The 22,454-nt window shown below is 69.8% G+C and carries 21 protein-coding genes; 6 read left to right on the top strand and 15 right to left on the bottom strand.

What is annotated here, in order from left to right:
• Positions 1-88: 88 nt before the first annotated feature.
• From PKD89_RS07120 to PKD89_RS07110, 3 genes are read right to left on the bottom strand one after another with little or no spacing between them, the layout of a single operon-like run.
• Positions 89-1,195 carry an ABC transporter ATP-binding protein gene (locus tag PKD89_RS07120; RefSeq protein ID WP_289010269.1) on the bottom strand — a complete coding sequence of 369 codons (1,107 nt, stop codon included), beginning with the start codon at positions 1,193-1,195 and terminating at the stop codon, positions 89-91.
• The gene (locus PKD89_RS07115) at positions 1,192-1,977 is read right to left on the bottom strand and encodes an ABC transporter permease (RefSeq protein WP_287378548.1); all 786 of its coding nucleotides are present in this window, start codon (positions 1,975-1,977) and stop codon (positions 1,192-1,194) included. Before PKD89_RS07115 ends, PKD89_RS07120 begins: the two co-directional genes overlap by 4 nt.
• 49 nt (positions 1,978-2,026) lie before the next feature.
• Complete coding sequence (locus tag PKD89_RS07110) at positions 2,027-2,398, bottom strand: TraR/DksA family transcriptional regulator (RefSeq protein WP_324332345.1); 372 nt, start codon at positions 2,396-2,398, stop codon at positions 2,027-2,029.
• Between the two features lie 68 nt (positions 2,399-2,466).
• Here PKD89_RS07110 and PKD89_RS07105 point away from each other — a divergent pair, with 68 nt between their 5' ends.
• Both PKD89_RS07105 and PKD89_RS07100 read left to right on the top strand, forming a co-directional pair.
• Positions 2,467-3,264: a universal stress protein gene (locus PKD89_RS07105; RefSeq protein WP_289010268.1), complete on the top strand. Its 798-nt coding sequence runs from the start codon at positions 2,467-2,469 to the stop codon at positions 3,262-3,264.
• The gene (locus tag PKD89_RS07100) at positions 3,261-3,572 is read left to right on the top strand and encodes a hypothetical protein (RefSeq protein ID WP_287378554.1); all 312 of its coding nucleotides are present in this window, start codon (positions 3,261-3,263) and stop codon (positions 3,570-3,572) included. The genes PKD89_RS07105 and PKD89_RS07100 overlap by 4 nt, the downstream gene beginning before the upstream one ends.
• 26 nt (positions 3,573-3,598) lie before the next feature.
• On the opposite strand, the gene cydD is transcribed toward PKD89_RS07100, so the two are convergent.
• The 3 genes from cydD to PKD89_RS07085 are packed head-to-tail and all read right to left on the bottom strand — an operon-like array spanning position 3,599 to position 9,759.
• Positions 3,599-7,165, bottom strand: coding sequence for a thiol reductant ABC exporter subunit CydD (gene cydD / locus PKD89_RS07095; RefSeq protein WP_289010267.1), 3,567 nt, complete (start codon positions 7,163-7,165; stop codon positions 3,599-3,601).
• A complete protein-coding gene (gene cydB / locus PKD89_RS07090; protein WP_289010266.1) occupies positions 7,165-8,280 on the bottom strand; it encodes a cytochrome d ubiquinol oxidase subunit II in 1,116 nt (371 codons plus the stop codon). The genes cydD and cydB overlap by 1 nt, the downstream gene beginning before the upstream one ends.
• A gap of 30 nt (positions 8,281-8,310) precedes the next feature.
• Positions 8,311-9,759 carry a cytochrome ubiquinol oxidase subunit I gene (locus tag PKD89_RS07085; protein WP_289010265.1) on the bottom strand — a complete coding sequence of 483 codons (1,449 nt, stop codon included), beginning with the start codon at positions 9,757-9,759 and terminating at the stop codon, positions 8,311-8,313.
• A gap of 243 nt (positions 9,760-10,002) precedes the next feature.
• On the opposite strand from PKD89_RS07085, the gene PKD89_RS07080 reads away from it, so the two are divergent.
• The 3 genes from PKD89_RS07080 to PKD89_RS07070 all read left to right on the top strand — a co-directional run bounded on the left by PKD89_RS07080 (position 10,003) and on the right by PKD89_RS07070 (position 11,657).
• Entirely contained in the window at positions 10,003-10,896 is an 894-nt protein-coding gene (locus tag PKD89_RS07080; protein WP_289010264.1) for a hypothetical protein, read from the top strand.
• A gap of 85 nt (positions 10,897-10,981) precedes the next feature.
• Positions 10,982-11,236, top strand: coding sequence for a type II toxin-antitoxin system Phd/YefM family antitoxin (locus tag PKD89_RS07075; RefSeq protein ID WP_289010263.1), 255 nt, complete (start codon positions 10,982-10,984; stop codon positions 11,234-11,236).
• A 7-nt stretch (positions 11,237-11,243) separates the two neighbouring features.
• The gene (locus PKD89_RS07070) at positions 11,244-11,657 is read left to right on the top strand and encodes a type II toxin-antitoxin system VapC family toxin (RefSeq protein ID WP_324332343.1); all 414 of its coding nucleotides are present in this window, start codon (positions 11,244-11,246) and stop codon (positions 11,655-11,657) included.
• Positions 11,658-11,668: 11 nt separating this feature from the next.
• Here PKD89_RS07070 and PKD89_RS07065 read toward each other — a convergent pair whose 3' ends face one another.
• The 9 genes from PKD89_RS07065 to PKD89_RS07025 form a co-directional block, all read right to left on the bottom strand.
• Positions 11,669-12,307, bottom strand: coding sequence for a YczE/YyaS/YitT family protein (locus tag PKD89_RS07065; protein WP_289012673.1), 639 nt, complete (start codon positions 12,305-12,307; stop codon positions 11,669-11,671).
• 9 nt (positions 12,308-12,316) lie between these two features.
• The gene (locus tag PKD89_RS07060; protein WP_289012672.1) at positions 12,317-13,888 is read right to left on the bottom strand and encodes an acetolactate synthase large subunit; all 1,572 of its coding nucleotides are present in this window, start codon (positions 13,886-13,888) and stop codon (positions 12,317-12,319) included.
• An 83-nt stretch (positions 13,889-13,971) separates the two neighbouring features.
• The gene (locus PKD89_RS07055) at positions 13,972-15,333 is read right to left on the bottom strand and encodes an FAD-binding oxidoreductase (protein WP_425591237.1); all 1,362 of its coding nucleotides are present in this window, start codon (positions 15,331-15,333) and stop codon (positions 13,972-13,974) included.
• Between the two features lie 35 nt (positions 15,334-15,368).
• Complete coding sequence (locus tag PKD89_RS07050) at positions 15,369-17,189, bottom strand: glycosyltransferase (RefSeq protein WP_324332342.1); 1,821 nt, start codon at positions 17,187-17,189, stop codon at positions 15,369-15,371.
• A gap of 48 nt (positions 17,190-17,237) precedes the next feature.
• The gene (locus PKD89_RS07045; RefSeq protein ID WP_324332341.1) at positions 17,238-18,059 is read right to left on the bottom strand and encodes a mycofactocin-coupled SDR family oxidoreductase; all 822 of its coding nucleotides are present in this window, start codon (positions 18,057-18,059) and stop codon (positions 17,238-17,240) included.
• 55 nt (positions 18,060-18,114) lie between these two features.
• Positions 18,115-18,861, bottom strand: coding sequence for a mycofactocin biosynthesis peptidyl-dipeptidase MftE (mftE, locus tag PKD89_RS07040; protein ID WP_287378582.1), 747 nt, complete (start codon positions 18,859-18,861; stop codon positions 18,115-18,117).
• Entirely contained in the window at positions 18,854-19,912 is a 1,059-nt protein-coding gene (locus tag PKD89_RS07035) for a mycofactocin-associated electron transfer flavoprotein beta subunit (RefSeq protein WP_289010509.1), read from the bottom strand. The genes mftE and PKD89_RS07035 overlap by 8 nt, the downstream gene beginning before the upstream one ends.
• Positions 19,909-20,217: a ferredoxin family protein gene (locus tag PKD89_RS07030; RefSeq protein WP_287378586.1), complete on the bottom strand. Its 309-nt coding sequence runs from the start codon at positions 20,215-20,217 to the stop codon at positions 19,909-19,911. The genes PKD89_RS07035 and PKD89_RS07030 overlap by 4 nt, the downstream gene beginning before the upstream one ends.
• A gap of 54 nt (positions 20,218-20,271) precedes the next feature.
• A complete protein-coding gene (locus tag PKD89_RS07025; RefSeq protein WP_289010508.1) occupies positions 20,272-21,726 on the bottom strand; it encodes an FAD-dependent oxidoreductase in 1,455 nt (484 codons plus the stop codon).
• 117 nt (positions 21,727-21,843) lie between these two features.
• Here PKD89_RS07025 and PKD89_RS07020 point away from each other — a divergent pair.
• Positions 21,844-22,454, top strand: a 611-nt coding sequence (locus PKD89_RS07020; RefSeq protein WP_289010507.1) for an acyl-CoA dehydrogenase family protein, incomplete at its 3' end; no start/stop codon positions are given.

Raw genomic sequence — 22,454 nt, 5'->3', positions numbered from 1 at the left:
CCACCCACCGCATCGATGCGCATCGTTTGAACCATCTTGCGGGCCGTCCTGCACCCGCCACGGGCGCGGTTCGAGCACCGGCAGCGGATCACCCGGGGTTGAGGGCGACCTCGGTGGCCTTCATCGATACCCACACCCGGCCGCCGGGCGCCAACCCCAGCGCTGCGGTGGCCGCCGGGGTGACGTCGGCGATTAGCGGGATCGGACCACCGAGCGTGATCCGGGTGATGTCACCCAGCGGTTCGATCGTGACGATCGTCGTCGTCCAGCGATTGCGGGGGCTGCCTTCGGGAGCGGGCGCCCCGTCGCCGGCCGGATGGAGCGCAATCGCGTTGGGGTGGATCGTCACCAACACCGGCCCGTTGGTGACGGTATCGGCGCTGATGAGGGTCCGCCCGGGCTGGTCGTCCAGGTCGACCGTTCCGCCGCTGTTGGTGCCGCTCAGCAGGTTGAGCCCGGCGAGCGCCGCAACATAGGGCGTGGCGGGACGCCGCCGAACGTCCTCGACGCTGCCGGACTGGGTGATGACGCCCCCTTCGAGGATGTAGAGGTGATCGGCGAGCAGGAACGCATCGGTCGGGTCGTGGGTGATCAGCAACCTCGGCCCGTCGTAGCGCTCGAGGTGCCCGGCCAGGGTGCGCCGAAGCTTGGTGCGGGTTGAGATGTCGAGGGCGGCCAGGGGCTCATCGAGCATCAGCAGGTCCGGCTCGGTGGCCAAGGCGCGGGCGAGCGCCACGCGCTGAGCCTGACCGCCGGACAGCTCACCCGGTAACCGATGGGCCAGCTCGCCCAGGTCGAGGGTGTCGATCCAGCGCCGGGCGATGGCGTCGGCCTCCTTGCGGGGGCGCCCGGATGAGCGCGGCCCGAAGGCGATGTTGGCGGTCACGTCGAGATGATCGAAGAGCAGCCCTCGCTGAAACACCACGCCCAACCGCCGATCCTCGGAGGGGACGAACACGCCCGACCCGGGATCGTCGACGACCCGACCGGCCAGCTCGATGCGACCGGCGTCGAGCGGCAGGATGCCCGCCAGGGCGTCGACGGTGGTCGACTTGCCCGAGCCGTTGGGGCCCAGCAACGCCGTGGTACTGCCCGGATCGATCGTCAGGTCGACATCGAGCACGAAGGCGTCGCTGCGCCGAACAACGATCCGGGCGCGCAGGCCGGAGCCTCGGCCGACCGCGAGGCGCGTCACCGGCCCCACCAGCGGTCGCGCAACGCCACGAGCACCACCAGCGACACCGCCACCAACACCAGGCTCATCGCCACCGCCGCATCCCGGTCGGACTCCAGCGCAATGAACACCGCCAATGGCAACGTCTGGGTCCGGCCCTGAAGGTTGCCGGCGAACGTGATCGTGGCGCCGAACTCGCCGAGCGCTCGAGCCCAGGCGAGCACCACCCCCGCCCGCAGCGATGGAGCGATCATCGGCACCGTGATGCGCCGAAACACCGTGAGGCGCGACGCCCCCAGGCTGGCCGCCGCCGCCTCGTAGCGAGGATCGATCCCGCTGAGTGCCCCCTCGACCGTGATGACCAGAAACGGCATGGCGACGAACACGTTGGCGACGACCACCCCCCAGCCGCTGAAGGGCAACAGCAACCCGGTCGTCTCGTAGATGGGAGCTCCGACCAGGCCCCGTCGACCCAGCGCAAAGAGCAGCGCTGCGCCGCCCACCACCGGGGGCAACACCATCGGCAGCGTGACCACCGCCCGCAACACGCTGCGGCCGGGAAACTCGACGCGCGCCAGCAGCCAGGCCAGGGGCACCCCGAGCAGGAGGGAGATCGACGCCGCGCTCAGCGACGTGATCAGCGACAGCTTGAGGGCGTCGACCACCACGGGCGAGGTGACCAGCTCCGCCAGGTTGCCCCACGGGACCTTGCTGGCCAGCCCCGCCAACGGAACGACGAAGACCGCCGCCCCGAGCCCGCCGAGCGCAACGAGCGGCCACGGCGCCCGCTTCAGCGTTGACATCCTCCGGCTCCGTGACATGTCTCAGCGAGACTACCGACCCCGCAACGGGTCAGTCGGCGCAGTTCACGCAACGCACCGCCCAAGGCAGCACCTCAAGCCGCTCCGGCGGAATCTCCACGCCGCACTCGTCGCAGCGCCCCTCGCTGCCGCCCGCCAGCTTGGCCTGGGCCCGCCGGACGGTGACCAGCTCGGCGATCAGCCGGTCGTGCACGGCCACCTCACCGATCCGCTCGACCGCAATGTTGGTGCCCTCGCCGACCCGCTTGCCAAACCCGATGCCCCCGGCGGCGGTGACGGCTGCGGCCTCGATCTCGGCCATCTTGGTCTCGATCTCGACCGCCCGCGCCACAAGCGACGCAGCCAGTTCCTCGTCGCTTCGTTCGCCGGCGGGTTCCATGGTCGTGCCAACCCGAAACGCCACGCGACTGTTCCCGAATCACGATCTGGGTCGCTAGGCTAAGGGCACAGTTCCGATCCGAAGGATGAACCATGAAGCCTGTCGCCGTTGCGTTCGGAGCTCACGAACACGCCCCACCACTGCGTTGGACCAGAGACTTGGCCAAGGCGCTCGGCGCTCCGCTGCGGGTGCTGAGCGTCGTGGCACCGACGTCCGCCGAGGCTCCTCCCGAATATTTCGAGGAGCTCGACGAGCAGCGTCGCACCCAGATCGCCAGCAATCTGTCGGAGGCTGGCATCAACGACGCCGAGATCGTTCTCATGAACGAACACAAACCGCTGGGGGCGGTGGCCGCCTATGCGGACGAGCACGATCTGGCGGCATGCATCGTAGGCTCGCCACAAGAGGGCGGCCTCGGCGAAGGCAACCCCGCCAACTACCTGCTGCACCACACCCATATCCCAATCGCCATGGTCGGCAACGAGTACGAACCGCTCGATGGTGGCGTGTTCGTCGTTGGCGTCGAGGCCACCGGCACGGTGTCACCGGCGTTGAGGATGGCGTCCGACCTGGCCTCTGCGACCGGCGGAAGCCTGCACGCGGTCCACGCCTACGAGTCGATCAGCGAGGACGAGGCCGAACGTTTCCGAGAGATGGAGGCCAGCCTGTCGTCGCAGGTGTCCGTGCCCCTGCAATTTGTTCCGTTGGCCGGGCACCCGGCCGGGGTCGTCATCGACCACGCCGAGGAGGCCGGGGCAGCCGCCATTGTGATCGGGACACGAGGCTCCGGCGGCTTTCTGGGGCTTCGCCTCGGACGGGTCCCGTCCCAACTCCTCAACCACGCAGCATGCCCCGTGATCGTCGTCCCCCATTCGGACGATGCAGCATGACCGGCCCCACCACCTCCGATCAGGACGACCCCACCATGAGCGATCAGCCAGACCCCGAAACCCTTGCCCATCACCTCGGGCACTTGGCCGCCGACGCCGATGACGTCACCGCCATGCTCACCTCCCAACACGCCGACGGTGGCGACATCCACCCCGAGGCGATGCACAAGGCCGAGCGGCTCCAGGCGAGCCTCCATGACGTGATCAATGCCCTGACCCACCATGACCACCTGGCAATGGACGCCGACGACGTGTGGGCCACCCTGTCCCGCAAGCACCACGACAACAGCGGCGACCCGGTCAACTAGCGCTTCGCCCGCCGGACAGCGAAGATCTAGTCTGCCGGTCTGGACATGAGCGCCGCTTCAGAGCCGGGGCGTTCGTCAATGGTCGGCCCGCCTGCTGGGACCGTGCCCGACGGGCGTTCCGTCACGACCTGAGCCGGATCGACCCATCCATCGAGCACCGGTAGCCGCTGATGGCTGACCGCCACCACCGCCACGTCGGGGTTGGCCATCAGCGTGCCCAACGCTCGCTGGGCGGTCGCTTCGTCAAGGTGGGCGGCCGGCTCGTCCAACAGCACCAGGCGGCGGCGCGACACGACCGCCCGGGCGATCGCCAGGCGGGTTCGTTCCCCACCGCTCAACCCGGCCAGCGGCGTGTCGAGCCCGTCGGGCTGGCGGGCCAACCACCCGGTCAGGTCGGCGGCCGCCAGAGCGTCGCGTAGGGCGTCGTCGTCGGCCGATGGGCGGGCGAGCGCCAGGTTGGCCCGGATCGTGCCGGCGAAGGCGTGCGGCTCGTCGTCGACGACGGCGATGTCCGCGCGGGCAGCGCCCAGACGCACCTCGTCTGCCTGATGACCGGCGAGCAGGTGGGTTCCGCTGACCGGGGTGAGCTGACGGGCGAGCACCGCCAGCATCGTCGACTTGCCGATGCCGTTGGGCCCCGAGATCTGGGTGCGGGTCGTCGCCGAGAGGAGCGGGAGCGTAAACGGGCCCAGCGGGGTCTGCTCGTCGCTCCACGCCGCCCGGATGCCCTCAGCCGTCACCGGCAGCACCCCATCGGGAAGCTCCAGGGTGCCGGCATCATCGACGGCCGGCCGCTGGTCGAGGACGCCGTCCAGGCGGGCCTCCGCCTGCTGAGCGCGAGCCCGGGCACCGCCGATCTCGGCCAGACTCACCCAGGCATCGGCCAGGGCGATCGGGGCCAACGCCACCAGGGCGGCCACCGGAGCGGAGATCACGCCCCGATTCAGGCCGTCCGAGGCGAGGATCATGACGCCGAGCACCGTGGCCGCCAGCACGGCCCACAGGGCGGCCAGCGTGACGGCCCGGGCGCGAATCAGACGCCGCTCGGCTGTGCCCTGGCGCCGCTGCGCCAGCTCGATCGAATCGGTGGCAGTTTCGGCAGCCCCGCCATCCGCCCCGACGACCGCCCGCACCTGATCGAGCCGATCCACCAGGTCGGTGGTCACCCTCAACGCCACCCCACGAGCGCGCACCGCATCGTCTTGCGCACTTCGTTCCCGGCGCTCCCCCAGCGCTGCCATTCCCATCGAGATCACCCCGCCTGTCGCCAGCACGATCGCCGCCGGCCACAGGACCAGTGCCACGATGGCGGCTGCACAGACGGTAGCGATCAGCGTCGACCACCAGGGGACCAGAACACGAACCTGCTCATCGACCGCATCGTCGAGGTCGGCGACGACGGCGCTCAACAGGTCGCCGCGATGGCGGCGGCCGAGTCGGGCCGGCGTGAGGGGAATCAGGCGGCGGTACACCTCCACGCGACGGTCGGCCAGGGTGTCGAGGGCGGCATCGTGGGACACGACTCGTTCGCCGTAGTGCAGCACGGGCCGGGCGATACCGAAGGTCCGCACGCCGACGATCGCCACCAGCAGGGTGAGCACCACGGGTTGGGTGGAGGCCTGAACGATCAGCCAACCCGACGTCGCCGTCAGCGCCACACCGGCCGCCACCGACAGACCGCCGAGCAGGCAGGCCAGTCGCAGACGGTCGGCCACCGGCCGGCGCTGCCACCATCCGAGCGCCGCGTCGGTGGCCGAATGGCCCGAGGTGCGACCGATTGAAACGCCTGGGTCCGGCGTTTCTGCGCTCGGGGTCACTGCGGGGGGTGCTGCGGGGGGTGCTGCGGCGACCGTCGCGGTGACATCGGTCGAACCGGTGCTCGTCGCCGCCGGCGTGGCCCGCTCGTCCTCCGTGGTCGACTTCGCCCTCGGATCAGCGGACGCAATCGAGAGGTCCCAGCGATCGTCGGCCAGCTCGACCAACACCGGGTCGTGGGTGGCCACGATCACCCGGCGATCCTTGGCCAATTCGACGACGACCGACCGCAGCGCGTCGAGGTCGTCGGCGTCGACGTGAGCGGTCGGCTCGTCGAGCAACAGCAACGGTGCGTCGCTCAGCCGGGCACGGGCCAGCGCCAGGCGGGTTCGCTGACCGGCCGACAGCCCAAAGCCGTCGTCGCCGAGTTGCGTGTCCAGCCCCTGACGCTCGGCAAGTGCCGGCCACAGCCCCACCGTTCGCAGCGCCTCCTCGCAGGCCGCCTCGCTCGCCTCGGGCGCACCCAGGCGAAGCACGTCGATCACCGGGCCGGGCAAAACGAGTGGGCGCTGGGTGGCCAGGTGGGCAGCGTCGGCGACGATCGCCCCCGCGGCCGGGGTACGAACGCCGGCGATCAGGTCCAACAACGTGCTCTTGCCGCTGCCCGATTGCCCGGTCAGTGCGGTCAGGCCGGGACCGGTCGGGGTGGCGAAGCTGGCACGGTTGAGAATGTGGGCGCGGTCCGGGTAGCCGAAGGACACCCCGTCGACGAGCACCCGGTCCGGAGCACCGGCATCTCGCTCGGGCTTCGCGACATCGGCACCGGTCGGGTCGACGATCTTCGCTGCCCCTTCGGCAGCGGACGGGGTGGCAACCTCGTCCCGGGTCTGCACGGCATCCCGGTCGGCATCGAGGTAGGGCCGAACGGCGTCGAGTACTGCGGCGCCGTCGGCCGCGTTGTGAAATTCCTGGCCCACCCGCCGCACCGGCCAGTAGGCCTCGGGCGCCAGCAGAATGGCGGTGAGCCCAACGTGCAGGTCCATCGACCCGTTGGCCAGCCGGAGGCCCACCGACACCGCCACCATCGCCACCGAGATCGTGGCCAACAGCTCGAGGGCGGCCGACGACAGGAAGGCGGTGCGCAGGGTGCGGACCGTCGCCCGGCGGTGAGCGTCACCGACCGCAGCGATGTTCTCGACCTGGTGGTCGGCCCTGCCGTAGGCGACCAGGGTGGGCAGGCCCCGCACGACATCGAGGAAGTGCCCGGCCATGGCGTGCATCGCGCTCCAACGCCGAGCGGTCTCCGCCTCGGTGTGCATGCCGATCAGAGCGGCGAAGAACGGCAACAGCGGCAGCGTGAGCACCAGGATGACGGCGCTCCAGAAGTCGACCCAGAACAGCACGAGCACGGCGAGCACCGGGACGACCACAGCCGTCACCAGCGCCGGGAGATACTCGGCGACGTAGGGCTCGACGCTCTGCGCCCCCGACCCGGCCAGCGCCACCGCCTCGGCGGACGTGGGGCGCCGCTCGGGCGGGCTGGCAATCCAGCGCCGCAGCAGCCGTAAGCGCACCTCTCCGCTCACCCGGTGACCGGCATCGCGGGCGACGATCTCGTCGACGGCCGCCACCAGGCCTCGCATCACCAGGATGGCGGCCAACACGATCAGCGGTGTGCGCAGCGGAGCGGCGCGCACGATCGCCGTCGCCGCCCACGCCACCGTCACCGCCTGGCCCAGCGCCAGGGCGCCTGACACCACCCCCATACCGGCGAGTCGGGCCACCCGGCTGCGAGCGCCGGGCAGCGCACGCAGCAGCGACGGATCGAACGGGGCCATCAGGCCTCGGGGCTGCCCCCGGCCGACCGGCCCGACGAGGATGCGACGGGCTGCTTGGGCTGGCGTCCGGCTTCGGGCCGGGCCGCCAGCGCCACCTCGGTGGGAATGTGATGGCCGGACACCCGCTTGCGGAACGTCCAGTAACTCCAGCTCTGGTAGAGGATCACGATCGGGGTGAACACGACCGCCACCCACGTCATGATCTTCAGCGTGTAATCGGTCGACGACGCGTTGGTGGTCGTCAGCGAGAACGCGGGATCGGTGGTGCTCGGCATCACGTCGGGGAACAGTGCAACGAACAGCGAGCCGACGCTCATCCCGATCGCCGCGAACGCCAGGCCGAACGCCCAACCTTCTCGACCCGATGGCAGCATCGCCAGCGCCCCGAGCAGCAAGACCGCACCGGCGCCGGCCATGATCCACGACTCCACCGAGCCGGTGGTGGCGTGGATGACCGCCAACCAGGCCACCGCCAACACGGCGGCCGCAAGGCCAACGCGCAGGGCGATCTCCCGGGCCTTGTCGCGGATGGCACCGTCGGTCTTCAGCGCCAGAAACATCGCCCCGTAGGCGGTGAACAGCGCAACGGTCGTCACCCCGCCGAGCAGCGCTGCGGGGTTGAGCAGCGTGAACAGGTTGCCCGTGTACTCCATCTCGGCGTCGATCGGCACGCCTCGGACGATGTTGGTGAACGCAACGCCCCACAGCAACGCCGGGGCCAGGGACCCGCCGAAGATCGCCCAGTCCCAACGCTGGCGCCACACGGGGTCGTCCACCTTGCCGCGGTAGTCGAACGCCAACGCCCGCATGATCAGGGCGACAAGGATGAGCAGCAGTGGCAGGTAGAAGCCGGAGAACAGGGTGGCGTACCAGTTGGGGAACGCAGCAAAGGTGGCGCCGCCGGCGGTGAGCAGCCACACCTCGTTGCCGTCCCAAACCGGCCCGACCGTGGACAGCATGACTCGTCGCCGGATCTCGCCGGTCTCGCCGCTGTCCGGGTCGTCACGACCCAGCACGGGGAAGAGTATGCCCACGCCGAAGTCGAAGCCTTCGAGCACGAAGTAGCCGATCCACAGGACGGCGATGAGGATGAACCAAACGGTGGTGAGTTCCATGTTGTTGCCTCGGTGAGGTGTCAGCGGCCTTTAGTAGGAGAACACGAATGGTTCGTCGTCGTCGCGTTCGCTCGGGTCGAGCGACTCGGGCGGCGGAGCCGGCTCGGCACCGGTGCGTCCGTACCGCAGTATCAGGCCCACCTCGACGACGGCCAGAGCGCCGTAGAGCAGGGTGAAGGTGCCCAGCGACGCCGCCACCTCCCAGGCCGACACCCCCGGGCTCACGCCCATCTTGGTGGTGATCACGCCGAAGACAAGCCACGGTTGGCGGCCCATCTCGGTGAAGATCCAGCCGAAGGAGTTGGCCAACAGCGGCAGCAGGATCACCGCCAGGCTGGTCCAGAGCCAGCGCTTGGACGTCAGGCGGCGGGTCTCTCCCCGCAACGCCCAGAGGGCGAAGGCCCCAATCGCCATCGCAGCCATGCCGGTGCCGATCATCCAGCGGAAGGTCCAGAAGGTGACGGGGATGATCGGGCGGTAGTTCTCCGCCTCGGTCAGCGCATTATCGCTGAAGGCCAACTCGTACTCGGCCTGCAGGTCGTTGATCCCCTCGACCCGGCCGCCGAGGGTGCCGGTCGACAGGAACGACAACAGCTTCGGAACCCGGATCGCCCAGGTCTCGTGCTGACCGTCCGGCGTGCCCACCGAAATGATCGAGAAGGATGCTCCCTCACCCTCGGGCGAGGTGTCGTAGAGCGCCTCGGCCGCCGCCATCTTCATCGGCTGCACCTGGGTCATCACCCGGCTCTGGAGGTCACCGGTGACGGTGACGACGACCCCGCCGACCAGCAGGACGATCGCGCCCAGCCGGGCGGAGCGTCGATACATGCCCAGGTCACCCTCGGGAGTCTGCGAGCGCCACATCAGCCACAGCGCAATGCCCAACACGAAGGCCCCGCCGCTCATCCACGCAGCTGAGATCACGTGGGGAAAGGCGACCAGTTGCACCTTGTTGGTCAGCACGGCGAGAAAGTCGGTCAGCTCGGCTCGGCCGGTGAGGGGGTTGTTGGTGTAGCCCACCGGGTTCTGCATGAAGGAGTTGGCCGCAAGGATGAAAAAGGCCGACAGCACGGTGCCGATGTGCACCAGCCAGATCGCGCCGAGATGAATCTTCTCGTTGATGCGGCCCCAGCCGAAGATCCACAGGCCCAGAAACGTGCTCTCGAGGAAGAACGCCAGCAACGCCTCGATGGCGAGCGGCGCGCCGAAGATGTCGCCGACGAAGCGCGAGTAGTCCGACCAGTTCATTCCGAACTGGAACTCCTGGACGATGCCGGTCGCCAGGCCCAAGATGAAGTTGATCGTGAACAGCTTGCCGAAGAACTTGGTCAGCCGCAGCCATTCGGGATTGCGGGTGCGCATCCAGAACGTCTGCATCAGGGCCACAATCAGCGACAGCCCGATCGTGATCGGGACGAAAAAGTAGTGGTACACGGTGGTGATACCGAACTGCCACCGTGCCAGGTTGAGGGACTCCATCGCGCATCCTTGCGTCGAGGTCTGGGGGTGTGAACTCCCGCCGACCGAGATGTAGTCCGGTCAATCCTAGGAGCGGCTTGCGCCCCCTGATGAATCGGTCGCGTGTGCTCTTGGCCACCGTCTCGAACCACGATATAAAACCGGGGTTGAAACACGGTCAGGATCGCACAGGCGACCCCGAGCCGATTCCCCTTGGACAGCCGCAGTTCTCATCGGCGGTCGGTCCGTGCGACGATAAGGCGGATGTTGGATGCCTCGCCTACCGATCAGCCCGACGATTCCCAGCCGGGAGAGGACCCACCCGAGTCCCCCAAGCAAGGCAGATGGCGCCGCCTACCCCGCCCCCTCAAGGCGGTGATCGTTGCGGTGTGCTCGATCGTGGTCCTGCTGGCGCTGACCAAGTTGATCGTCCAACTGAGGGACCGTTCCGATCCGGTCGACACCGCCGCCGTGGTCAAACAGTTTGAAGAGGACGGTGCCTCCGCCGACGGGGATGGCGGGACGACCATTGCGTCCGGCGCCTTCGTCTACAACGCCAAAGGCACCGAGTTCGTCGACCTGCTCGGCGGGCCAATGCACGAGTTCCCGCCCGAGGTGGTCGCGACGACAACGAGCAACGACTGTGGCGGCTCGACCAACGTCCTCAAGCTGTTTGAACAACGCAACGACGAAATGGTCCTGTGCCCGACCGACGACGGCGCCATGTCGATGAAGTCGTCCGTCACCCGCCACGAGTTTGCCGGGCTCAAGGATCAGACAACCACGACGTGTCCGGAGAACTCCCTGTGGCCAGCCGGGTTGTTCGATTTGGAAGCCGGGCTCAAGGCGAGGGCGGAGTGCATCGCCACCGGCGACTCGGTGGGAACCATCCCGGCCATGCTGACCAGCCGCGTGTTTGGGCAGGAGGAGGTCATCGTCGACGGTGACCCGGTCGACGCTCAGCACCTCCAGATCTCCACCGTGATCGGATCCAAGGGCAGCGAGACCTACGGCACCTACGACAACGACTTCTGGGTAACCGAGGACGGCGTCGTCGTGCGGCGAAGCCTCAACGCCGACGTCAGCGCCAAAACACCCGCCGGCCAGGTGGGGTTCAAGGAGACCTTCGGCCTCATCCTCCAGGAACTCCCCGCCTGACCGTTCCTTCCAGCAGCCAGGAAGCATGTCCCTCGCAGCGCTTCGGCCAACGACCAACTGTAGCACGTGGTGCTACAGTTGGGTCATGGCCCAGGAGATCAGCCAGCGGGAATTGCGCAACAACAGCGGCAAGATCATGCGTGGGCTGGACGCGGGCGAGACCTTCACCGTGACCCGCAACGGCACGCCGGTGGGCGAGCTGACGCCACTTCGCCGCCACCGCTACGTTGCGGCCGAGGCGGCGATCGAGTTCTTCGCCAGCGCGCCGGCCATCGACTACGACCACCTGCGGGCCGATCTGGACGCCCTCGCCGATCAGGACATCGCCCCGCGTGGATGACGGGGCAGTGGACGAGCAGTCACGCCCGGCACGGGGCCTCCTCGACACGTCCGTCGTCATCGACCTTGAGCAAATCTCGGCGCACCAGCTCCCCGCACAGGTGGCGATCAGCGCGATCACGCTCGCCGAGTTGGCCGCCGGCCCACATGCAGCCGGCGATGCCGAGGAACGGGCTCGTCGACAGGATCGCCTGCAACGAACCGAAGCGGCGTTCGATCCTCTCCCCTTCTGTGCGGAGTCAGCCCGCGCCTACGGCCGCGTGTTTGCTGCGGTCAGCTCTGCTGGTCGCAAGCCGCGAGGCGCCAGGGCGGTCGACCTGCTGCTGGCGGCAACGGCGGTCGCCCATCCGGGGCCTATCTACACCCGCAACCCCGCCGGTTTCGCCGCACTCGATGGCCTCGTCGAGTTGCACGCGGTCTGACGAGCGGCACGTCACGGCCCCTCCGGAACCGCTGGTGCGGGTGGCGGGGTCGGGTCGGCGCTGGGCTTGGGCATGGTGAGGGGTGGGAGGAACAACTGCACTAACGGGCCGACACCCACGGCGAACACCGCCGTGCCTACGCCGATTGCACCTCCGAGCGCAACGCCGACCGCCAGCGCAGAGAGCTCGACAACCGTGCGGGCCACCCGAACCGAGATCGGCCGACCCGCAAGCGTGAGCTCCGCCAGGCCGGTCATCAAGCCGTCGCGTGGCCCCGGCCCCAGCCCGGCACCGATGTAGAACCCGGACCCGATCGCAATGACGACAACGCCGCCGAGCATCATCACGACCCGGGGCAACAGGGGCTCGAACTCGGGCACGATCGGCATCAACAGATCAACAAAGACGCCGATCAGCACCGCGTTCAGGACGGTGCCGAGGCCCGGCCTGACCCGAAGCGGGATCCACAGGAGCAGCAGCGCCACACCGACCGCCACGATGATGGTTCCGACGCCGATGCCGGTGAGCTCGCTGACGCCGGTGTGGAAAACATCCCACGGGGCGGCGCCCAGCTCGGCCCGGATCAACAACGTGATCCCCGCGGCGAACAGAAACAGTCCAAACACGCACCGGACAAGCCGCTCCGTCATGGTGCGTTGCTACATGCCGAGCGGCGGAACGATCGCCTCGATCACGTTTGGGCCATCGTGGGCCAGCGCCCGCTCGAGCGCCTCGGTGAACTGCTCGGCGGTCTCGGCCCGCTCCGCTGTCACACCCATCCCCTGGGCCAGGTCCACGAAGTCGAGGTCCGGGCCGTGCAGGTCGAGCATGCTCAACGCCTTGGGTCCCGCTTCCTCGGCGCCAACGCGGGCCAGCTCCATCCGCAGGATGGCATAGGACGAGTTGTTGTAGATCACCGTGGTGACGTTGGCACCCTCGCGGGCCTGGCTCCACCAGCCCTGCAGGGTATACATCGCCGAGCCGTCGGCCTGAAGGTTGATCACCGGCCGGTCGGGGGCGGCGATCGCCGCACCCAACGACAGGGGCACCCCGATGCCGATCGCGCCGCCGGTGAGGGTCAGCCAATCGTGCGCCGGAGCACCGCCGGTGGCGCCCTGGTTGAAGATGCCGGACGTTTGCGCCTCGTCGACGATGATGGCGTTCTCGGGCATCAACGCACCGAGGGACGCCGCCACCGTCTCGACGGTGAGCTCGCCGGTGGGAGGCTCAGTTCGGCTCGCCTCGGCGAGCGCCACATCCTCGGGTGCGCCGAGCGCATCGGCCAGGGCCTCGAGCGCGGCGACCGGGTCGTCGGTGCCGGTGGCCAGCGTGGACACTGCGCATCCCTCGGGCACCAGCGAGCTGGGCTTGCCCGGGTAGGCGAAGAACGAGGCGGGCGCAGGGGCGTCGACGAGCACCATCGAGGTGGCGTCGCCGATCTGCATCTGGGCGAACTCGGCCAGATACGTCAGCCGCTCGACGACCGGCAAACCGGCGCCGCGGCGCTGGATGCGGGGGAAGACCTCGCCGAACACCTTGGCCCCGGTGGCCGCCGCGATGCGGACCGCCGCCCGCTGGCCCCGCTCGTCGAGGGTGCGACCGCCGAGGAACAGCACCGAGTCGCCGTCGCTTTGCAACGCCCGGGCCGCCGCCACAATGACCTCGTCGGGAACGATCGCAGCCGGCTGGGGCGTGATCGGCTCCGCCGGCGGGGTCGAGTCCAGCCAGCACACGTCGGCGGGAAGGATCAGCGTGGCCACGCCGCCGGGAGCACGCATGGCCTCGGCCACCGCGCGGGCCCCGTCGGTGGGAACCGCGTCGGGGGTCATCGAGCGATGGACCCAGGAGGAGACCGTGCCGGCGACCGCGTCGATATCGCTCTCGAGCGGGGCGTCGTAGCGCTTGTGGTAGGTGGCGTGGTCGCCGACGATGTTGACCATCGGGGTGTGGGCACGACGGGCATTGTGCAGGTTGGCGAGGCCGTTGCCGAGGCCGGGGCCGAGGTGCAACAGAGTGCAGGCCGGCTTGCCGGCGATGCGGGCGTAGCCGTCGGCCGCCCCGGTGGCGACGCCCTCGAAGAGCCCGAGCACCGCCCTCATGCCGGGCACGTCATCCAGCGCGGCCACGAAGTGCATCTCGGAGGTGCCCGGGTTGGCGAAGCACACCTCGACGCCGGAATCGACCAGCGTGCGGATCAACGACTGGGCGCCGTTGGGGGTGGGGTTGCTCATCGACAGGACCTTTCTGTGCTTTCGTAGACCGAAGCCTGCGAGAACGTGTGTGTCTGGAAAATGTGGCGAACGGGGCAGGCGCCTTAGAAGACCTTGCCGGGGTTGAGGATGCCGTTGGGGTCGAACGCCACCTTGATGCGGCGCATCAGCTCGATCTTGGCCGGATCCTCCAGCTCGAGGAAATAGCCGCGCTTGGCGGTGCCCAGCCCGTGCTCGCCCGAGATCGATCCCCCGAGTTCCATGCCGATCGCATAGAGGCGCAACATGACGTCGGCGAGCACGTCCGGGTCGCCCTGAAAGACCGACATGTGCACGTTGCCGTCGCCGGCGTGACCGCAGCCGGCGATCCACGAGGCGGTCTCGGTTGCCAGGTCGCCCACCCGTCTCATGAACTCGGGCATCGACGAGCGGGGGACGACCACGTCGATGATTTCGTTTGCGTTGTTGGCCTTGGCCACCCAGAACGCCTTCTCGCGAGCGTCGATCAGCTCGGTCGCCGCCTTGGGTGGGAGGACGTAGATGTCCATGGCACCCAGCTCGGCGAGCTGCTCGGCCACGTTCTGAATGTCGACCTCCAGGCGATCGTCGTAGGCCGACTCGAGGACGACGACCAGGTACGCCAGCGCCGTGTCCTTGATCTCGGTCGGGATGCCCAGATCGAGGCCCAGGGTGGTGCCCATCGCCGACAGGGTGAGCATGTCGATGTACTCGAGGATCATCGGATCGACCCCCGACGCCACCACCTTGGGGACCGCCTCGGTCACCTCGTCCATCGAGGCAAACGGCGCCAGCACCGTGGCGGCGTGTGGCAGCCGGGGGCTGAGCTTCAGGGTCGCTTCGGTGACGACCGCCAGCGTGCCCTCAGACCCGAGGATCAGCTGGGTGAGGTCGTAGCCGGTAGTCGCCTTGACGAACTTGCCGCCGGTGCGGATGATCTCGCCCGAGGCCAGCACCGCCTCAACACCCAACACGTGGTGACGGGTCACCCCGTACTTCACCGCCCGCATGCCGCCCGCGTTGGTGGCGACGTTGCCGCCCAAGCTGGAGGAATACTCGCCGGGAAACACCGGGTACACCAGGCCGTGCGGCGCGATCGCCTCGTCGAGCTGGTCGAGGCGCACGCCGGGGCCGACCACCGCCATCGAATTGTCGGTGTCGATCTCGATGATGTCGGCCATCGCTTCGGTGCTCAACAGGATGCCGGCGGCGTCGGGCACTGCGCCGCCCGACAGGCCGGTGCCGGCACCGCGGGCGGTCACCGTGGTGCCGCTCTGATCGGCCCAGGCCAGCACCGCCGCCACCTCGGCGGTGCTGCGGGGCGACACCATCGCCGCCGGCCGCACTCCGAAGATGCCGATCGCCTCATCGTGCAGGTAGTCCTCGCCGATGTCGACGGAGCTGGTCACCCGGTCGTCCGGCACGACGGCCCGCAGGGCCTCGACCATCTCGGCAACGGCTGCCGGATCGAGCTCGTCGCCGCTCACCAGGAACCTCCGCCGTCGTTCTTCTTCTCGGTCGGCTTGGACGCTGTTGGCCGCTCCGACCGGCGCTGCTTCTTCAACCCGAGGCGTTGGGCTCCGTCGCCGGTCGGTTCGTCCGCCGACGACCCGCCGGTCGTATCGTCGTCGTTGTTGTCGCTGCCTCGGTCACCCACGGCTCGCTCCCCTCGTCCGAGCGCCGACCGTAGTCGTTTGACGAGCGCGTCACCGCTCCGGGCCGGGCCGCCCCCGAAGCCCGGCACCACCGCTCCCAGGGCGGCAACGACTGCGCCCGGGCGGCGTCGTACCTCGACGGCCACCCCCCACCACACCCCTGTGCTGTAGGCGACGTCGTCGGCGATCGACACGGCCGACCGTCCGTGGATGGCCGACGCTGCCAACGCAGCGGCCGCCAGCACCCGGCCCCGGCGCCACCGCCAGGCGGCGACCACGGTGACCGGCCACCAGGGACGGATCAGCGCTCGGGCCAGCTGGAATCCGGCGAGCAGGGTGCCCCGCCCGGCCAGCCTCAGCGCCTCCGCTGCCGGGTCGGCGACGTCGAGCCGGCGGGCCAACACCCCGGTCGAGCCCGCCGCCACCGCCAGGCCGGCGAGGGGATGGCCGACGACGACCAGCCCCCAGGCGGCCGCCGACCAAGGGGACACCACGACGGGCGACAATGCGCCAGGGTGGCGTACCGCCAGCGGAGCCGCCGAAGTGCCGTAGCGGAACCGCTGCTCGGCCCAGCCGGCCAGGGTGGGACGCACCCGGTGCTTCACCCGGCTGCGGGGGTCGTAACGGGCGACCCACCCGGCATCGACCAGCCGCCAGATCAGATCAACGTCCTCCCCGTAGCGCAGACCGGCATCGAACCCACCCACCAGACGGAGCGCATCGACACGGACCAGCCACGCTGCTGAGGGCGCATAGCTCAACCGGGTGCCCGGCGTGATCGTCCCACCGTCGGCCCCGAGATCGAGCGGCGAGTGAGCCCGCTCGTAGGCCGCCAGCTTTGCCATCGGGCTCCGAGCTGTTCGACGGCCTTCGACCATGCGATCACGAATCAGCCGATCGACGCCATGGCTCACCCCGGGCATCACCCGCGGGGCGACGAGCGCGATCCTCGGCCCGGTGGACCCGGTCGATACACGATCGTCGCGAAGGTGGGCACCCGCTGTCGCCAGCCAACCGGTGGCCACCGTGGTGTCCGCGTCGAGGAACGCCACCCAGGGGGTTGTCACCGCAGCCAGGCCGATCGTGCGGGCCGCCCCGGGCCCGCCGCTGCGATCGCACCGGATCACCTCGGCACCGAACCGCTCGGCGACCCGTGCCAGGCGTTGGGGGTCGGTCGAAGCGTCGTCGACGACCAACGTCCGCATCGGCAGGGAAATGCCGTCGTGCTCTGCGGCCGGATCGACTGCGTCGCCCACAGCGACGCCGGGGGGCCGACGACGGTCGAGCATCGGGGTACAGGCGGCGAGGGAAGCGAGCAGGGCTGCGACGCCGTCGGCATCGTCGCGCACCGGCACGACGACGGTGAGCTCGCCGAGCAGGCCCCCAAGCTCGTCGGGCGACAGCGCAACCGGTGTCGCCACCAGCATTCCCCGTCGTTCCAGCCGGACCAGCAACGCACGCTCTGCGACGCTCGCCACCGGAGCACCGCCTGGCGAGGCCGCTCGGCCCAGAGCCCGATCGAGGACCGCTGCGCCGGCCTCGGCGAGGCGCATGATCGTCATCGGCGAACCGCCGATGACGACCCGCCCGCATTCCACCCGGCGCACCCCGGGGGCGAGCGCCCACTGGGGGGCCCTCAGATCAGCCATCTGTGGTCACCACAACGGAACCGGTGGGACCGGCGACGCCGACGACGCTCACGTCGCGGTCATGCCGCCGTCGACCGGAACGAGGGCGCCGGTGATGCCCGATGCGCCGGCCGAACACAGCCAGGCGACCGCATCGGCCACCTCCTCCGGTCGAAGCAGGCGATCGATCGGCTGTTGACGGCCAAAGTCCTCCGCCCGGGATAGCCCGTACACCCCGGCCGAGGCCTCAAGCATCGCCGTATCGGTCGAACCCGGCCCGACGGCGTTGGCCGTCACGTTGTCCGGGCCGAGCTCGGCGGCCAGCGACCGCACCAGCCCGGCCACGCCCGCCTTGGATGCGCTGTACGCAGCCAGCTGGGGCATGCCCCGGACGCTGGCCGCCGATGCGAGCGCCACGAACCTGCCGCTGCGAGGCTGCGGCCGTTGCAACAGCGCCGGGACGGCCGCATGGGCCAGCTTCCAGATGCCGCCCAGGTTGACGTCGACCATCAGGTCCCATGCGGCCTCCGGGGTGCGCCACTGCGGCTCGCCCCCCCAGATCACCCCCGCTGCGCCGATGGCCGCATCCAAGCCACCAAAGCGGGCCACCGCCAGCGACGTCGCTCCATCGAGCTGCCCCTGGTTGCGCACGTCGGCCTCGAACACGACGGTGTTCGGCCCGCAGTCGGCGGCCACAGCGTCGAGTTCCTCCCGGGTGCCCAACGCATAGGTGAGCAGCTTCTCGTGGCCGACCGAATCGCTCAGCACCAGCGACCATCCGTCGGTTGCCAAGCGGCGGGCGACCCCCGCTCCGATCCCCCGGGCCGCGCCGGGGATCAGGGCAACACGGGGGGGGTCGTCGGGACCGTCGGGTGTCGAAGCGGGGTGCATTCCGCTCAGGTTGGCAGCAACCGGCTCGGACGGGCCACCCACGCCGAGCGCCCTTTCAGCTTCCGAGCGTGTCGAGCAGTTCGGCGAGCGCACCGTGGGCGTCGAGCACCATGTGGGCAAAGAGCGCCGCACCCTCGCTGGCGTTGGCACCGGAGGGATCACCCAGCACGCCGTTGGGTGACACGGCCGCCACGCCGCCGGCGCGCAGCTGGGGCATCAGCTCGGTGACCGGGGAGGTGGCGCCCGCCTCCATGCGTTCGGCGCGCACCAGGTCGCCGAACAGGTGCAGGGCCAGCGACGTTTCGGTGAACCCGGCGTGTGCATCGGCCCTCGGCAACGATGGCGCCCAGGCCGCAACCCGGCGACCCTCGGCGACGAGGCGGCTCACCGCAGCGACCACCGCTGCCGCGTTTCCACCGTGGCCGTTGAGGATGAGCACGGCCACGAACGGTCCACCACCGGGCTGGGTCGCCGAACGCACGAGCTCGACCAGCATCGCCTCGGTGGTCTCCGCACCGATCGACAGCGTGCCGGCAAACCCGCCGTGCTCGCCCGACGAGCCGAAGGGCAGCGCCGGTGCCACCAGCACCTGGCCCCGCACCAGCGGGGGCGCCGGGTCGGCCGCCACCGCATGGGCGACCGCTGCCGCGATCCGGGTATCGGTGTCCAAAGGAAGGTGGGGGCCGTGCTGTTCCGTCGAGCCCAGCGGCACCAACAAAATCGGTTGCGCCGCCACCTCGCCGCTGGTCAAGCGGCCGAGTGCGACGTCGCGTCTGTCGACGGCGCCGGCAGCCTCAGCCATCGCGACGCGACGCCGGGGAGTCGGCCGGGGAGTGGGAAGAGTTCGGGTCGTCGATCACCGGCCGTTCGGCGGCGTCGACGCCGCTGGTCTCGGGTTCGGCGATCGCACCGTCGAGGTCGATGCCCTCCGGAACCGTTCCTCCGCTGGCCACCCAGGCGACGAGCAGGTGTCGTGCCGCCTCCTCGGGGGAGACGACAAGAGCCTGGGATGGCGAGGTCGACGTCGACGCCATGCCGGTGAGCTGCTCGACCCGGGCGAGCGCGTCGCAGCCGGCGGGAGGCGCCATCACCTTGGTACGCGGCGTGGGCGGGCCCACCTCGCCGACGCCCGCCGAGGGCCTGACCACCAGGTCGGGCGGGGCGGCCAGGCGCTCGACCCGCACCCGATCGGCGCCCAGCGTGCTGCCGAGGGGCGCCCGCCGCAGCCGGGCCACCGAGCCTTCGACCGACACCACCGCCGGCGGGGACACCAGCAACTCCTCGCGGCGTGCGCCATCGAGGCGACGTTGCACCCGAATGCGGGCGGGCGACGACGAACCATCGACGCCATCCGCAGCAGGCTCAGCCAACACGGCCGACACCAGCCCCAGCGCCTGGGGCAGGCCGGTCAGCGCCGCCAGTGCGGCCGGCACCGTGCCGCTGCCCCGGTCCGCCGAGTAGTCGCCGCACACGACGAGCGGATCGGCCAGCCCCGCCGACTCCATCCCCCAGGCCAGGGCCCCCGCCACGCTCAGCGAGTCCGGGTCGAGGCCATCGAGCAACACGAGCACAGCCCGGTCCGCCCCGACCGCCAGCGAGCGTTCCAGGCCGGCCACCGCATCGTCCCGTCCGGCGCTCAGTGCCACGACGCTGCGATCGAGGGCCTCGCCCAGGCTGAGCGCCAGCTCGAGCGCCGCCTCGTCGGCTGCGGAGAAGCCTCGCGCCTTGCGGTCGGCGATGGCGTCGCCGGTGAAGGGGTCGACGTCAAAGAACAGGTCGGCCCACTTCAGCGCAACGACGATCACCCCGGGGACGGGCGTTGCGTGGATCGTCGGCATCGAGGCGTCGCTCATGCTCGGTGGAACACCACCCCGTGGCCACCCTCGGGGTAGGTCCACGTGATTGCGCCCTCCTCGTTGCACACCATGTAGCAGGTGCCGCACTCGAAGCACTGCTCGTAGTTGAACAGGATGCCGCCGTCGGAGGTGGGCACGAACAGCTGAGCGGGACAGGCGATCAGGCACCCCCGCACCGAGCAGTCACGACAGATTTCGGAGTCGACCGTGATGTGGGCGCGCTCTTGGTCGATGCGAAACTCGGTGTTGGCCATCAGCGACTCGAAGTTGAGCTCGCGACTGACGATGGTGGGCGCGGTCATCGATACCTCACGATCATGAGCGTGTCCTCCGGCGGTCGGTCGTCCGAAAGTCGGTCATCCAAACGTCCTCAGGGCGGCGAGGCCGTCGCGGGCCAGGTCGGCCACCTTCAGGCCGCTGCGCCGCACCTCGTCGAAGATGATCTCGTGCATCTGCGGCTTGGGCCTGGGGTTGTCCACCCGAAACACCCGCTCGACCGTGTTACAGATCAGCTGCGGGTAGTGCTGCTGCATCCGCTCGCTCATCACCAGGTGCGGCGCCTGGCGCAGCCGTCGGTGGTCCGACAGGACGAAGCTGCGCTCCAGGCGATCGACGTAGCTGGCCAGGCCCTCGGCCGAGGTGTCACTCGAATCCAACGCCACCGCGGCGGCCCTGCCGGCGGCCGCCCCGGCGCCGATGGCAAAGTTGACCCCCTCCAGCCAGATGCCCGACGCCAGACACATGGCGGCGGCGTCGCCACAGACCACCATGCCGTCGGTGACCAGCTCGGGCATCATGTCGTAGCCCGCTTCGGGGATGACGTGGGCGGAGAACTCGCTGACCTCACCGCCGTCGATCAGCGGCGCTATCGCCGGGTGGGCCTTCAGCTCGGCGAGCAGTTCCTCCGGGCGGCGACCGCCGGCGGCGAGGGCGGGCAGCGACAGCACCAGCCCCACCGCCACCGAATCGAGGTTGGTGTAGACAAACCCGCCGCCCGGCACGTCACCGGTGGCGCCGATGATCTCGATGTCGGTTCCGTGGCGACCCCGCACCCCGAAGCGATCCTCGATCACCGTGCGGGGAAGGCTCACCACCTCCTTAACACCCACCGTGAAGTTGGCCGCCTCGCCGTGCGGGTACATGCCCGCTTCCTTGGCCAGGAAGGAGTTGACCCCGTCGGCGGCGATCACGACGTCGGCGTACAGGTCGCCGTCGGGGCGGTCGGTGCGCACGCCGATCACCTTGCCCCGGCTCGCCGGGCCACCCGGACCCGCTCCGCGCCGGCTGCCGGCGCCGGGCGGCCCGGCACCGCGCGGCCCGTCCGACCCACCGGGCTCATCGGCCGGACCGTTCGGGTCGTCGCCCTCGAAGATCAGGCCGGTGGCGGTGGTCGAGCAGGCCAGCTGTGCGCCTGCGTCGGTGGCCTTGCTCGCCAGCCAGGAGTCGAAATCGGGCCTGAAGGCGGTCGCACCGTTGTAGGGCGGCTTGCCCCAGGCCTCGGACCGGAAGTCGACGGTCATCGCCTGGGTCTCGGTCAGCACCATCGTCTGGCGGCGCGTCACCCACCGCTGGATCGGCATCTCGTCGGTCCAGTTGGGCACCAGGTCGTCGAGGATGCGGCCGTAGATCACCCCGCCGTACATGTTCTTCGACCCGGGAAACGGCCCCCGTTCTAACAGCACGACCGAACGGCCCGCACGGGCCAGCTCCAACGCTGCCGCCGATCCAGCCGGCCCGGCGCCGACCACCACGGCGTCCACTCGGTTGACCCCAGGGGGCACGGCGTCTGGGTTGTGCTCGGACGTCGCCACGACCCGAAGAGTACAGCGGACGCCCAGCCGGTCGGATTCCGCCCAGGCTTGCCGCTTGACCAGCCGGTCAAGTAATCAGTGGGCAGCGCCGACATCACACCTGGGGGAGACATGTCCGTGAGCACAATCCAGCCCACTCTGGAGGAGTTCCGCGACGAGGCGGTCGCGTTCCTCGATGCCAACTGCGAGAAGTTGCCGACCGCCACCGGGTTCGTGTGGGGCGAGGGCGACGACGACGTCGCCTTGTTCGAAGAGCTCGACCCGGAGACGGAGGCCCGACAGCTCGCCGAGGGCAAAGCTTGGCTGGGCACCCGCAACGCCGCAGGGCTGTCGTGGATCACCGGACCGACCGAGCTGGGCGGTCGCGGCCTGCCACGGGCCTACGACGTCGCCTACCGCACCCTCGAGGCCGGCTACCGGACGCCCAACATGTCGTTCTTCGGCATCGGCTTCGGCATGGTGGCGCCGACGATCCTCGCCCACGCCAGCGAGCCGGTGAAGGCCCGGGTGCTGCCGGGGATGTACCGGGGCGACCTGGTCGGTTGCCAGCTGTTCAGCGAGCCGGGCGCAGGCTCCGACCTGGCCGGTCTGCAGATGCGCGCCGAACGCGACGGCGACGAGTGGATTCTGAACGGTCAGAAGGTGTGGACCTCGGGCGCCCACTACTGCGACGTCGGCGAGGTGATCTGTCGCACCGACCCCGACCTGCCCAAGCACCGCGGCCTCAC

Source organism: Candidatus Neomicrothrix sp. (assembly GCF_035329545.1).
Lineage (GTDB): Bacteria > Actinomycetota > Acidimicrobiia > Acidimicrobiales > Microtrichaceae > Microthrix > Microthrix subdominans.
This window is presented reverse-complemented; position numbering and strand designations above follow the sequence as displayed.

Coding starts and splice junctions, on each gene's coding strand:
- PKD89_RS07045 (WP_324332341.1), bottom strand. CDS start 18,059: ATGCACCCCGCTTCGACACCCGACGGTCCCGACGACCCCCCCCGTGTT.
- cydB (WP_289010266.1), bottom strand. CDS start 8,280: ATGGAACTCACCACCGTTTGGTTCATCCTCATCGCCGTCCTGTGGATC.
- PKD89_RS07050 (WP_324332342.1), bottom strand. CDS start 17,189: ATGGCTGATCTGAGGGCCCCCCAGTGGGCGCTCGCCCCCGGGGTGCGC.
- PKD89_RS07115 (WP_287378548.1), bottom strand. CDS start 1,977: ATGTCAACGCTGAAGCGGGCGCCGTGGCCGCTCGTTGCGCTCGGCGGG.
- PKD89_RS07065 (WP_289012673.1), bottom strand. CDS start 12,307: ATGACGGAGCGGCTTGTCCGGTGCGTGTTTGGACTGTTTCTGTTCGCC.
- PKD89_RS07030 (WP_287378586.1), bottom strand. CDS start 20,217: ATGACCGCGCCCACCATCGTCAGTCGCGAGCTCAACTTCGAGTCGCTG.
- PKD89_RS07075 (WP_289010263.1), top strand. CDS start 10,982: ATGGCCCAGGAGATCAGCCAGCGGGAATTGCGCAACAACAGCGGCAAG.
- PKD89_RS07080 (WP_289010264.1), top strand. CDS start 10,003: ATGTTGGATGCCTCGCCTACCGATCAGCCCGACGATTCCCAGCCGGGA.
- PKD89_RS07035 (WP_289010509.1), bottom strand. CDS start 19,912: ATGAGCGACGCCTCGATGCCGACGATCCACGCAACGCCCGTCCCCGGG.
- PKD89_RS07055 (WP_425591237.1), bottom strand. CDS start 15,333: ATGGTCGAGGCCCTGCGGGCCGTCGTGCCGGACGACCGGGTGACCAGC.
- PKD89_RS07085 (WP_289010265.1), bottom strand. CDS start 9,759: ATGGAGTCCCTCAACCTGGCACGGTGGCAGTTCGGTATCACCACCGTG.
- mftE (WP_287378582.1), bottom strand. CDS start 18,861: ATGGCTGAGGCTGCCGGCGCCGTCGACAGACGCGACGTCGCACTCGGC.
- PKD89_RS07105 (WP_289010268.1), top strand. CDS start 2,467: ATGAAGCCTGTCGCCGTTGCGTTCGGAGCTCACGAACACGCCCCACCA.
- PKD89_RS07060 (WP_289012672.1), bottom strand. CDS start 13,888: ATGAGCAACCCCACCCCCAACGGCGCCCAGTCGTTGATCCGCACGCTG.
- cydD (WP_289010267.1), bottom strand. CDS start 7,165: ATGGCCCCGTTCGATCCGTCGCTGCTGCGTGCGCTGCCCGGCGCTCGC.
- PKD89_RS07100 (WP_287378554.1), top strand. CDS start 3,261: ATGACCGGCCCCACCACCTCCGATCAGGACGACCCCACCATGAGCGAT.